14 protein-coding genes are annotated in these 11,215 nt (G+C 39.9%); 8 read left to right on the forward strand and 6 right to left on the reverse strand.

The window, feature by feature from the left end:
* Positions 1 to 74 precede the first annotated feature (74 nt).
* The gene (locus tag CLV98_RS23510; RefSeq protein ID WP_158281311.1) at positions 75 to 248 is read left to right on the forward strand and encodes a hypothetical protein; all 174 of its coding nucleotides are present in this window, start codon (positions 75 to 77) and stop codon (positions 246 to 248) included.
* Positions 249 to 1,094: 846 nt separating this feature from the next.
* Here the strand turns inward: CLV98_RS23510 and CLV98_RS21870 are convergent.
* Positions 1,095 to 2,081 (reverse strand): metallophosphoesterase family protein, encoded by a 987-nt coding sequence (locus tag CLV98_RS21870; protein ID WP_109678045.1) that lies wholly within the window; start codon positions 2,079 to 2,081, stop codon positions 1,095 to 1,097.
* 298 nt (positions 2,082 to 2,379) lie between these two features.
* On the opposite strand from CLV98_RS21870, the gene CLV98_RS21875 reads away from it, so the two are divergent.
* On the forward strand, positions 2,380 to 3,258 hold the full coding sequence (locus CLV98_RS21875) for an NAD(P)-dependent oxidoreductase (RefSeq protein WP_109678047.1): 879 nt from the start codon (positions 2,380 to 2,382) through the stop codon (positions 3,256 to 3,258).
* Positions 3,259 to 3,422: 164 nt separating this feature from the next.
* Complete coding sequence (locus CLV98_RS21885) at positions 3,423 to 3,608, forward strand: hypothetical protein (protein WP_109678051.1); 186 nt, start codon at positions 3,423 to 3,425, stop codon at positions 3,606 to 3,608.
* A 181-nt stretch (positions 3,609 to 3,789) separates the two neighbouring features.
* Here CLV98_RS21885 and CLV98_RS21890 read toward each other — a convergent pair whose 3' ends face one another.
* Positions 3,790 to 4,431 carry a hypothetical protein gene (locus CLV98_RS21890; RefSeq protein ID WP_109678053.1) on the reverse strand — a complete coding sequence of 214 codons (642 nt, stop codon included), beginning with the start codon at positions 4,429 to 4,431 and terminating at the stop codon, positions 3,790 to 3,792.
* Between the two features lie 1,208 nt (positions 4,432 to 5,639).
* Between CLV98_RS21890 and CLV98_RS21900 the strand changes: the two genes are divergently transcribed.
* Positions 5,640 to 7,328, forward strand: coding sequence for a hypothetical protein (locus CLV98_RS21900; RefSeq protein ID WP_109678056.1), 1,689 nt, complete (start codon positions 5,640 to 5,642; stop codon positions 7,326 to 7,328).
* A 59-nt stretch (positions 7,329 to 7,387) separates the two neighbouring features.
* The gene (locus CLV98_RS24040) at positions 7,388 to 7,522 is read left to right on the forward strand and encodes a hypothetical protein (protein ID WP_262512163.1); all 135 of its coding nucleotides are present in this window, start codon (positions 7,388 to 7,390) and stop codon (positions 7,520 to 7,522) included.
* 128 nt (positions 7,523 to 7,650) lie between these two features.
* Here CLV98_RS24040 and CLV98_RS24230 read toward each other — a convergent pair whose 3' ends face one another.
* From CLV98_RS24230 to CLV98_RS21920, 4 genes are all read right to left on the reverse strand, one after another.
* Positions 7,651 to 8,193, reverse strand: a complete 543-nt coding sequence (locus tag CLV98_RS24230) for an IS66 family transposase (RefSeq protein WP_211320106.1) — start codon at positions 8,191 to 8,193, stop codon at positions 7,651 to 7,653.
* On the reverse strand, positions 8,124 to 8,294 hold the full coding sequence (tnpB, locus tag CLV98_RS24235; protein WP_109678058.1) for an IS66 family insertion sequence element accessory protein TnpB: 171 nt from the start codon (positions 8,292 to 8,294) through the stop codon (positions 8,124 to 8,126). Before tnpB ends, CLV98_RS24230 begins: the two co-directional genes overlap by 70 nt.
* 332 nt (positions 8,295 to 8,626) lie before the next feature.
* On the reverse strand, positions 8,627 to 9,052 hold the full coding sequence (locus tag CLV98_RS21915) for a helix-turn-helix domain-containing protein (protein ID WP_109678060.1): 426 nt from the start codon (positions 9,050 to 9,052) through the stop codon (positions 8,627 to 8,629).
* Positions 9,053 to 9,238: 186 nt separating this feature from the next.
* Positions 9,239 to 10,318, reverse strand: a complete 1,080-nt coding sequence (locus tag CLV98_RS21920; RefSeq protein ID WP_109678062.1) for a type I restriction endonuclease — start codon at positions 10,316 to 10,318, stop codon at positions 9,239 to 9,241.
* A gap of 195 nt (positions 10,319 to 10,513) precedes the next feature.
* Here CLV98_RS21920 and CLV98_RS21925 point away from each other — a divergent pair, with 195 nt between their 5' ends.
* From CLV98_RS21925 to CLV98_RS21930, 3 genes are all read left to right on the forward strand, one after another.
* On the forward strand, positions 10,514 to 10,759 hold the full coding sequence (locus tag CLV98_RS21925; RefSeq protein ID WP_109678064.1) for a hypothetical protein: 246 nt from the start codon (positions 10,514 to 10,516) through the stop codon (positions 10,757 to 10,759).
* Positions 10,756 to 10,923, forward strand: coding sequence for a hypothetical protein (locus tag CLV98_RS23515; protein ID WP_158281312.1), 168 nt, complete (start codon positions 10,756 to 10,758; stop codon positions 10,921 to 10,923). The genes CLV98_RS21925 and CLV98_RS23515 overlap by 4 nt, the downstream gene beginning before the upstream one ends.
* 81 nt (positions 10,924 to 11,004) lie before the next feature.
* A partial coding sequence (locus CLV98_RS21930; protein WP_146202324.1) for a hypothetical protein occupies positions 11,005 to 11,215 on the forward strand: 211 nt, incomplete at its 3' end.

Below are 11,215 nucleotides of genomic sequence, written 5' to 3' on the forward strand. Positions count from 1 at the left end.
CCAGAAAGCTTAACGAAATTTTCGCAGCCGGAAATTAGCAACTATATCTAAATCAGAATTGACAACTTTGCTGCATGATACATAAGACTAAAGACGTGGAGTTGATCAAAGGCAACTCCCCTACCGAAGTTCTTAGCAACCTAAGAAATGGATCGCGCTTTGGAGCAGGGGAAGAATTAGAAGCCTATATAATACTTTATCCACAGGATCAACGAGTTAAACGGAACGAAGCGCACCTATACAGGTGATCATAAAAAGATGGTGAGGGATTTGGTGGAAATAGGCTATACTTCAAAATGAACTATTAACCCAGCCTATACCAATGATTTACATTTATTTAAATCGTAAAGAATATTAATCAATCAGCAACTTAATACTTGCATTTACTTGCATTTACTTGCATGTTAGTTTCATTTACCGGAAAATAATAATACATTTGTTAACCCAACTGAGGGCCGTAATTGACGTAACAGAATTCCTCAGTCGGGTATTTGTAAATTTTATTTATTCTTGGATGATTGGCACCCCCGAATAAACTCCGGCACTGTTATCGTCACGAATAACATAAATAAATCCCAGACGTAAGCTGGTCTGTTATTGGAGAAGTCCGCTAAAACCTCCTTTAACAGTTCAATGAGTTCTTCCATTGTATTTTTGGATCAAATGAACTTACCCATATCTCCCTGATATGGGTTTTTTTATTTACAAATATATGATATACATGGCTTATAAATAGCGATTTAATCAAGATGAAGGTGTATACGCAATTCAATTTTGACATTAAAATTCAGCTAAAGAATTGTTAAAAATCTAAGCCAGAGTTGTGTATATATCTATTGCTAGGTAATTACTTGATGAAAAAAAAAATTAAAAATAATTACTTGCTCCTTAAAATATTACATTGTATAGCTTCCCGTGGTCGGTTTCGATCCTTTTAGGCACTGCATGGCCATTACAAGGCGAACTCACTAGACCTTATAAAAAAAATGACATATGTAAATGGCTCAAGAATCTGAGTTTAATTCCAAATGCCGATCCCCCCTCCCAACAACCAGTCCAATTATGGATCAACCGTCAAGTTTGGGAATATGGACCTATATTTCCTTTAAAAACTCAAGCTCCAGGCATCCGCCGGCGGCATTGGGTGCCGTCACAAACTGGGGTATCCCATTGACAACATCCAGCGACTGCTGATGGGTATGTCCAGCGAAAATGCCTAACATTTTGGAGGCTAAAAAAACCTCGCGATGAAAATCCATGGTGGTACGGGTATGCCCGCTCTTGGGCCATCTGTGCCTGCGTTCCACTTCGTATCCATGATCGGCCTCCCAACCCCATTGCGGATTTCCACAGCCAAAGCCCATGGACCTGCCTGGAGCATACAGGGGAATGTGCACGAATAATACCAACGGTTTTTCGCTGGCTACCTGCTCCCTAAAGAATTGAAGCTGCTCGGGCAGAATCTCATAGGTGGAGTTGTCGAGCATAACAAACCGGATCCCATTAATTTCATTTACGCTCATCAAAGGATTTCCACCTTGGTATAAAGGTTTTAACCGAGACTCGCACCATTGCTTCCTCAAATCCACGGAACTACCATCCATACCTTCATAATGCCAATCGTGGTTTCCAGCGGCATATTGGTATTTGATGCCCGATTCGCTGAGCTGTTTGTAGGCCCACTCAATAGCCGCCTCAGAAGGAAAACTAAAAAGATCGCCAGGAAGGGCCAGTAAATCGACCTTAGAGGTTTTGGCTGCTTGAATTATTTTTTCAAACGATTCATTGGGATTGGTGGGTTGACCAGTTTGGAAATGACGGGTCTCATTATAGGCCTTGGCCATCCGACCGCTATATTGGCTAAAAGGCTCACCTCGCTGGTCATCCATCCATAAATGAGTGTCCGAAACAAACAAAACCTGAACCGGCTTACTGAATTCGGAAGCATATATTTTTACTTTATTCTGGTCACAAGAGAAGCGGCCTATGCGAGGAGGCACATTCGCAGCCTGCGCATTGTTCGATAAAGTAACAGCTGCTGCAGCAGCAACAGTATTCTGAATAAAATTCCGGCGTTTCATCAGCAACGTTTAGGTTAAGGGCTTGTGATATTGTTAAAAGACAGTCTAGACGACAATTTACCAATAAAAGTGCGATTAATAGCCGGTGGGGCCTACCAATAGAAAAATTTCAGAGAGGTTCCGGCCAGCCACCCTACACCGGGAAAAGCGCTCTTGATTTTCTGGCATATTTCTCTATGAATGTAAAAGAACCTACTGGCCACCATTCATTAAACTACCCAGAGCGGCGTGATTCATATAAGTTAGAAATAGCGGCCTGCAAGCTTATAGTATATAAAATATAATTCAAATTTCGACCATGAAAGAAAACATCACTTTATTGGGGCTCGGAAACTTAGGAATGCCGATTGCTGAAAAACTACTAGAGGCTGGTTTCCCCCTCAAGGTTTGGAATCGTACGATGTCTAAGGCCGAACCACTCGTTAATTCCGGCGCTGTACTTGCCATGAGTCCAGAAGAAGCCATCACCCCAGGTGGGATATTGATCACGGTGCTTGCCGATGATCGGGTGCTCAAAAATGTTATCTTTCCCGATGTTTTAAAAAGGCTGGGCTCAGGAGGTTTGCACATCTCAGTGAGTACCATCAGCCCCGAGACGTCGCGGGAATTATACCTGCAACACAAAAATTTGGGGTCTCAGTACCTAGCCGCCCCCATCTTCGCCCGACCCGAAGCCATAAGAACAAAGGTGGGTAATATCTGTCTTTCGGGAGATGAGGACGCCAGAATACGTGCTAGGGGAATTGTAGCGCATTTTGCTAAGGGAATTTTTGATTTTGGAGATGAGCCAGGAGCTGCCAATATCGTCAAACTAGCCGGTAATTTCATGATAGGAGCCAGCATCGAAATGATGGCCGAGGCCTTTACATTTGCAGAGAAAAACGATATATCGCGACAAGCAATATACGAAATGTTAACGCAGACCCTATTTTCAGCCCCTATCTTTCAAAATTACGGCAAGATGGTTGCCGACCATAATTACAAGCCAGTTGCCTTTCAGCTACCACTTGGGCTCAAGGATATCAACCTGGTGCTAAAAACCTCCGAGGCCTCATCGGTCCCCATGCCGATGGCAGATTTAATCAGAAATCGTTTTGTATCTGCCATTGCCAAAGAACGCACAAATCTGGATTGGAGCGCCCTAGCCATTGGTGCATCCGACGAGGCAGGGCTTTAGCTGAGGCGGCGGCCGGCGGTCAGCAATCGGCTGTCGGCGATCGGCGGTCGGCTGTCGGCTATCGGCTTTCAGCGGTTGGCAATCGGAAGTTGGCTTTCAGCGGTTGGGAATCGGAAACCTGCTGCAGACTGCCGGAAATCGGCATCCTGGCTCGCTATCTACTCATGAAGCGGGCCAGCTTCCACCCCCTTCACTCCTCGATAGAGGATATCGTCCTGGTCGATTTCTCCAAACGCTTTCTACGCTCCGCCCGAGACATGGCCGAAAGGCCCCAGCCTAAAAAGGGACTTTACCATTACGTTACCGTTCCCAGTGGCTCGAGTCCTTCATTGGCAGCTTCAGTATTGTGAGTATGAGGGGGCGTTGGGGATTGGATAAATTGATATCACTTTGATCAATATATCACGTGACATACTACCGATTGTTTGATAAAAACAAACGATTACGCCTTGTTATTATATCGAAATAAAAATTATCAAATAATGAGAGACAATTCATACCCCTCATAACTCTTTTACCCATGTTATATTACTATTCTCTTAACTCACCAATCTTATTGAGATCACCATCTTTAATAGCATCAATAATGTATTTTTCAAGTACCCCTGTCGACTTGGTGGTCGACCAATATATTGGATCCAACAACATTGGTATTTTCAAAATAATGGTATCCTTTGGAAAGGAAGGAGATACTTGCCTATAGGAGTAATAGCCACCTCCTATTTGTATTCTCGGGATATTAACATTAATCATAGTCCCATTCAATCCATTTGCCCTAATCCTCACATTCACCTCATAATTCACACTATCAGGATGAATCAATCTTGTTGATTTTACCTTACGACCCTTAAGTGACTGAAATTTAATTTTAGGAACGACTACGAAGGCATTTTCATCCGTATTACGTCCATTATCATCTGCGATGCTATACGGAGCACCTCTATATATTTTAGCAACAAATATTCCGTTTTGTTTATCAAGTCGATCCACTTTATAACCATTTATTGCGATTATATCAACGAGTTTTGCCCATACCTCCTCAAAAGAAGCAGTAGTTTCAGTATGTATAGGATAAGTGAAGCTTTGTCGGGGAGTACTTGATATTGATAGTTTATTAGATCGGCATGAAATGATTAAAAGTAGAGCGACCAGTATTAAGGAATTTGCTTTCATTAAAAGTGCATTTAATATTTAAATTGAAACAACTGTTGATTTACTTATCACTCAGAATAAGTCGACAAACAACCAATATTCACTATATATTCAAAAAACTTATCCTTTTTTTTAATAAACTTATTCAACGGTAAAAACACTTACCCTTTAGAGGTTAATAGCTTTTTATATACCTGGATCGAACTAGGCCAATCATTATAGGGAAATTATGATTCCAGCTCCTTTAGATACTTTTTTAAGAAATCTCATCTTATAAAATCGTTAAACTATCCTCATAAACTCTTCCGTAACGACTTGCATGTCGACACGTAAAGTGCGTCCTTAGCGGACGCCGCGCGGAGCTATCAAAACAACCAATTAATAACTGATATACAGATGATTACGCAAAACATACTTAGCAACAACAGCCTTACAAAAACCGAAAAAATACGTCAATTACTGGAGCTTGGATTGACCAGAAAACAGGTGAGCGAGCTGGTAGGAACCAACTACGGATTTGTACAATATGTTTTGCTAAATACTGGCCGGAGCGGGTCCAGGCAAAGGCTTTCAGATTTATCCCATTCAACTGGAATTTTGGAATTAAAATAAAAGCCTACGGAGTCGACAAGCAAGCCCTAACCAGTTTCTAGTCCCTACACGCTTAGATCAAGTAATGCTCCTGGTCGATTTCTCCAAACGCTTCCTTCGCTCCGTCCAGGACATGGCCGAAGGGCCCCAGCCTAAAAAGGGACTTTACCATTATGTTACCGTTCCCAGTGGCTCGAGTCTTTCATTGGCAGCTTCAGTATTGTGAGTATGAGGGGGCGTTGGGGAGTACTTGATATTGATAGTTTAATAGATCGGCATGAAATGATTAAAAGTAGAGTGACCAGTATTAAGGAATTTGCTTTCATTAAAAATGCATTTAATATTTAAATTGAAACAACTGTTGATTTACTTATCACTCAGAATATGCATCCGCCAGCACAGAAAACTCCCCATTCCCAACTTTGCCTATGACAAACATAACGACAAAGGCCGACAGCTAAAACGAGGCAGGGGCCACTTCTTTAGGAGGGAACCAATCTAGTAAACCATACCCCCAGGACAAAGAGGAAACCTTTAGAGAACGAGCCGCTAAGGCCGTGAGTGATCCGAGAGGAATGGGGTTGTTTTGATTTAAGAAATAATTAATTTGGTGGGCAATTATAATCCCCTCAAATATTATGAACGAAGAAGATCTAGTGCAATGGGTGTTTGAAACACTATCTGAAAGATTACTAAAAAGTCGCACTAATGGCACTATCCACAAAAATGACTCAATTGTTTTGGTAATTGATAAGAATCTAAAAGGGAATATTAATCTTTCCGACTGCCTAGAGAATTCACTAAATCAAGTAAGAATATATTTAAATTTAGAGAAAGACTATATAAAAACATTTAGAGTGAAGCTAGCTGGAAATTTCGAAAATTTAGTAATCTATTCTCATTTTCCGAATATATTAGATATCCGATCTAAGGAGGGTAATACAGTTGAATTGTTGGACTGGGATGATGATAGCTTTCAATCTAGAATTGTTTTTCATGGATGCAATTTAAAGAAACTTCACTTGAATGGTAGCTACCAGTCCTTACATTGTGGTTTTGGGTTTTCGGTAAATGACCTCCAGGTTACTATGCCTCCAAAACACAAAATGGAAACACTTCATATACGCGGAATAATCAATAATGCTGAAATTAAATCGGGGCATATTTCGCATCTAAATCTATCTATTCTTCCATTCTTAAATAAAAATATTGTATCATCTATTAATATTTGGAATGTTAACTTTGAGACAGTTTTTATAAGCGAAAAGTATCCCACTTCATTATTATTAGGATTGTGCAAAATTTCAGAAACATTAAAAATAATTCTAGAAAATGAACAGCTTTCAGAAGAACTTCCTAACAATACCTTAATCATTAATAGTTGTCAGGTACAAAATGTTGAAATAAGTTTAGATCAAAATTCAGGGAAAAATATATCAATAATAGAATTATCTAATTGTCGATCCATTAGTATAGCTCCAAATCCAAATATTCATTCATCCTTAAATCTAGGAGATTTTAGGCTTGAAGGGAATCATTTTGAAAAAGGAACAAAATTGATCATACGAAGAATTCAGCTTAATGGGGACATTACCATTACAGATAATGTCAACGACGGAGATTTTTATTGTCATGATTTAAGTTTAACAAATGGAGTTGTAAAGCTGAAAAATACTATTTTAGGCAGAATCCTTTTTCATAATTGCAACTTACCTTCGGACTGGCAATTCCAAAGTTCCAATATTGAAAATTTAGAGTTCTATAACACGGAAATGCCAAAAAGTTTCAACTCCTACAGAAATGATTTTTTAGGAATTGATACAAAAGAAGCATTTCGTCAAATGAAATTACTTACATCTAAACGTGGGCAAAAGGAATTGTCGGATTTTTACCGGGCTCGAGAACTTAGTGCACATTCAGATACATTAACCATATTCAACAATAAACAATTTGGAGAAAAACTAGCATTATTATTAAACTTATCAAATGAAAATGGTTTGAATTATTGGAGACCATTTTGGCTTATGCTAGGAATGTCAAGCACCTTATATTCACTTTTACTTTTAAGTTTAGGATATTATCCATCTTTAGTATTTGGGTCAGAAATTGAAACCATTCGAATTTGGAAACCTCTTTTAGACTTCATGATTCCTGGCTACTTATACCCGAGCAAATCAAAATTTGAATTTTTAGAGATAACGTTTGACACATGTTTCGAAAAGTTATCAATTTGGTCTAAGCTCGTAATTTTCCTAAATGACATATTAGTCGTACCTTATTTGATAATACAGATGATCTCAGCCTTTCGCAGGCACATCTCTAAATAATTCCAGTCCTACTAAATCAAAAAGTCACAGCGCATCTTAGCACTATGACTTTTTGATTTATGGACGATAGAACTCAGATAATGCCCTTTTCACCACCAGAAAAGGGAGTCCACAAGATGGACAAATTTAAGGATCACCTGGTCAATAAGGGCCGGCTGTCGGTCCGGGATCAGCAGTATTTCGAGAAAATGTAGAAAGCTTGGAGCTGGGCGAGTAAGATGTTCTCTCCGGCTCAGGTCGTTACGATGCTGCATAACGAGTATGGCCATGAGAAAACCGTAAGCAGTCGACGGTCCCCCTATTGCTTTTTAATTAATAGGGGTTAGGATGTTTTCCACCTATGCGGAAGCAGGTCGGAGAACTTACCATCGTAATTGATATCGTTGAGTTTGCGTAGTACGTCCAGTAGCCAGTCGTTTGGATTCACGTTGTGTTTTTTGCAGGTAGCAAACAAGGAATAGATCATGGCCGCATTTTGGGCTGTTTCATGTGTACCAGCGAATAGGAACGGTGCGACGTTTCGCTTTTTCCGGCCTAAGGCCACAGGCCTGATGGCATTTTCGATCAGGTTGTTGTCCAGTTGCATTTGTTTCTGCCGGTGGAGCGGCAAGTGATCGACAAACTTACTTACCAGAAGGAATACCAGGATCGATTCATCGATGAGTCCTCTTTGGATCGTTCTGCTAGGGATCGGAGCGATAACTACTCCCTTTTTGTCTGACTTTATCGGATTTCTCAAAGAGATTAGTAGTTCTCCATCCTTGGGGCGTTCGAAAGTACCCGACTCCAAGCGTTTTATATAGAGGGCGAACCCATCTTTGGCCCCCCGAGCGTCGGACCGTAAAGCAAACGAATTTGATTGCATCGCTTACCAATAAAAACGAAAACATCCCCCGACACAGGGTTCAGGTTCAGGTGCAGACCATTTTGTGTCCGTCCAACTAGTGAATATATGCCGCAACGCATGTCCACAGGTTGGCCACGTTAGGCCGAATTAAAGTCGTTCTTAATGCTGTAAGCCGTAGGCTATAGGCCGAAAGCCAAAGGCCGAAAGCCGACAGCCGACAGCTGAAGGCCATATGCCGTAAGCAGTAAGCAAAGAAACCACAACCAACCGCCTCTTCATAAATCAAATGCAAAGCATATTGCTTAAGGCTTAAAGCCCAAAAAAAAGCCGCTTCAATTGCTTGAAACGGCTTTTTCGCAGAGAGGAAGAATCTCGAACTTCCTCGTGTAATGACTTATTAATGACCATGTTCTTCATTAGAAAAACTGGGACGTAACCGATCCCGTAATCGTTATGCCCTCCGAGCAGCCTTTTCTGACTGCAAAGGAATAACACGGGCGGTCATATAACTGGATACGTCCTCAAGCTTTCCCAGGAGATCCATTAACTTCTCTATCTGGCGATCTTTCACATCTAACTGATTCAGTAACCTCTTAAATTGTTCCTCTAAAGAAGTTAAATGCTCTAATAAATAATCAGTGGAAGATGTATTAACCGAATCAGTTTCAGGACTTTTCCATCTATTGAATAAATATTCCTTACTAACCCCTAGAGCCTTTGCCCACTCTTCAATCTCAGAATCGGACATTTCAGAACGACCAAAAGTTTGATATATGGTCGGACGAGCCTTCCCTGTCAGGGTGGCTAGCGCAGAAACCTTCAGGTTTTTTTCCCCAGCTAACTGCTTAATGATTAAACCTATCGGTGTATTGGTCATAGTCTATTCAGTTTATTTACTATGTATATAACAAATAATTAACTTTCAAATTAATGTATTGACTTTGTAAATGCAAATATTAACGTTTGAAATTTAATAATCAAACCGTTCAGTCAATTTATAGACCGTTAAGCACAAATAAAGCGCCTCAATAATATATTAAAGCGCTTTACAAAAGAGTCAAGACTATTTTACCTTAACTTCCAAATGATTAGACAATACAAGTTCCAGAGCAGAGGTATGGTTATAAATGTCATCCAATGAAGTCAACTCATATTTTTGCTCCTTTTTTTCTGAATCGAGAATTCCAATATATTTTTTCCCTCCATTCATATATAGTCTACAGATTGGTTTCCGATTATTATCATCTAGAAAAATCGCAAAATAGGACAAGGCATCACGATGCGTAATTCTTGAACTTTCCACTTTCGTACGCAAAATAGATCGGACAATATAAAAGCCTTCTAGCTCTTCCTCCGTTGTAACGATCTCTTTCGAGTTTTCACTAGATTTCTCGGATTTTACTAGATCAGCTACCGGCTCAAATTTAGCATCATCTTCGGTAATAGCTAGCTTAAGGCGATCGTTTAAGATATCATTAATATGATTCGATATCGTTCGTTTTACCAATGGCCTAAAATAATCTAGTACTTTCGCCGTCACAACCGAGGGATATATTTGTTTAGCAAAATATCGTACAAAATCATCATTAGGCTCCTGAAATTCCTTGACAATCAACTGTCTTATTTCATTGGAATACGTCAATTCATTTGCAGATTCATAGATCCCTTCGGCATCAAAATATTTGGAATGAAACTCCTTCAGTTTTTCTATTTGCCCGTCCTTAATGTCCTCTATATTGAACTCTAAAAAAGGCTTCTCATCCATTTTGTTTGGCTCAAATAGATCCGTGTAAAATCTAAATATTAAGCCGTTAGTCAGGAGGCTAAATTTAGCTTTTGAAACATGAAAGTAGCGAAGAAGCTGTCCATCATGAATATCTAACCTTTGCTTCCAATGCTTACATTCTATAAGTATTATTGGATGGCCGTCCCGGAATATAGCATAATCTATCTTCTCCCCCTTCTTCGTTCCAATATCACAAATAAACTCTGGAACCACTTCTAAAGGGTTAAATACATCGTACCCTAAGGTCTGCAAAAATGGCATTATAAAAGCATTTTTTGTTGCCTCTTCGGTATGAATGCTATCTTTTAATTTACCTACCCGATCGCCGAGCTGCTTAATTTGATCTTTAAAATCCATAAAATTAATGATAGAGGTTATAAATAATTGAGATTTCCTAATCCTATTCAACTAATTTTTAGCGGGTTACATAGCAGGCTGAAAATAAATTTCATTTTGTATATACATTGTATATAATTATTATATACATTTGAAGCATGAATTTTAATCAACCAATAGGCAATAATAATAAATAACTGTTTATAACCTACCAAAATGAATATTGACAGCACCAAAAAAAGACGGCCACTAGGGCATCTATTGGTTTCATTGGCAGGATGGAAGCGACTCAAAATAAAATCACGGCTGACTGAACTGGGCATTTCACAAGGTCAGTGGCAAGGTATGTTAACCTATGCTGAAGCACACAAACTTCCAACTTTCGTTCGAGACATCATTGTGGAGGAACTACCAGAAGCAAAAGATCTTTTTCAACACCCTAAAAAGCCTGCAGTACTATGACACCTGTGAAATCCTTATTAACTATTGCTTCGATCGTTCTCACTGGCGAAGCCTTAGCCGACTTCCTAGCCTCTCACGCTAACCTACTCATAACCATGAGTATCCTAGCCTTTGCAGGACTATTTGTTTATTCAGTCAACAAGGCCAACAGCAAGAACCCATGATCTGGATAGCGGCCTATATGGCATTATTTCTTTCACTGGTCGCCTTGGGCCAACGTATCAGGCAGGGCGTTACCCAAAACAATGGAAAAGTACATGAGCAATAAAGAGCTATTTGTGGCGGGCAAGCCTTTCATCTTGGGTACTGTCGATACCCAATACCGATACGTTGCCCCGAAGGAGGACACAGGACAACCGGCGATCGAGGTCAATTCCTTTCCTGGAATCACCCAGTTCCGGTTTTTCTGCAAGGTGCTCCGGGCTAACGAATGGGACTATGATTATCAAATGGAAG

It is taken from the genome of Dyadobacter jejuensis (assembly GCF_003149085.1).
Lineage (GTDB): Bacteria > Bacteroidota > Bacteroidia > Cytophagales > Spirosomataceae > Dyadobacter > Dyadobacter jejuensis.

What these genes read in the sequence shown, in the direction of transcription:
- CLV98_RS23510 (WP_158281311.1), top strand. Translation starts at nt 75, where the DNA reads ATGATACATAAGACTAAAGACGTGGAGTTGATCAAAGGCAACTCCCCT.
- CLV98_RS21870 (WP_109678045.1), bottom strand. Translation starts at nt 2,081, where the DNA reads ATGAAACGCCGGAATTTTATTCAGAATACTGTTGCTGCTGCAGCAGCT.
- CLV98_RS21875 (WP_109678047.1), top strand. Translation starts at nt 2,380, where the DNA reads ATGAAAGAAAACATCACTTTATTGGGGCTCGGAAACTTAGGAATGCCG.
- CLV98_RS21885 (WP_109678051.1), top strand. Translation starts at nt 3,423, where the DNA reads ATGAAGCGGGCCAGCTTCCACCCCCTTCACTCCTCGATAGAGGATATC.
- CLV98_RS21890 (WP_109678053.1), bottom strand. Translation starts at nt 4,431, where the DNA reads ATGAAAGCAAATTCCTTAATACTGGTCGCTCTACTTTTAATCATTTCA.
- CLV98_RS21900 (WP_109678056.1), top strand. Translation starts at nt 5,640, where the DNA reads ATGAACGAAGAAGATCTAGTGCAATGGGTGTTTGAAACACTATCTGAA.
- CLV98_RS24040 (WP_262512163.1), top strand. Translation starts at nt 7,388, where the DNA reads ATGGACGATAGAACTCAGATAATGCCCTTTTCACCACCAGAAAAGGGA.
- CLV98_RS24230 (WP_211320106.1), bottom strand. Translation starts at nt 8,193, where the DNA reads ATGCAATCAAATTCGTTTGCTTTACGGTCCGACGCTCGGGGGGCCAAA.
- tnpB (WP_109678058.1), bottom strand. Translation starts at nt 8,294, where the DNA reads ATGCGTTGCGGCATATATTCACTAGTTGGACGGACACAAAATGGTCTG.
- CLV98_RS21915 (WP_109678060.1), bottom strand. Translation starts at nt 9,052, where the DNA reads ATGACCAATACACCGATAGGTTTAATCATTAAGCAGTTAGCTGGGGAA.
- CLV98_RS21920 (WP_109678062.1), bottom strand. Translation starts at nt 10,318, where the DNA reads ATGGATTTTAAAGATCAAATTAAGCAGCTCGGCGATCGGGTAGGTAAA.
- CLV98_RS21925 (WP_109678064.1), top strand. Translation starts at nt 10,514, where the DNA reads ATGAATATTGACAGCACCAAAAAAAGACGGCCACTAGGGCATCTATTG.
- CLV98_RS23515 (WP_158281312.1), top strand. Translation starts at nt 10,756, where the DNA reads ATGACACCTGTGAAATCCTTATTAACTATTGCTTCGATCGTTCTCACT.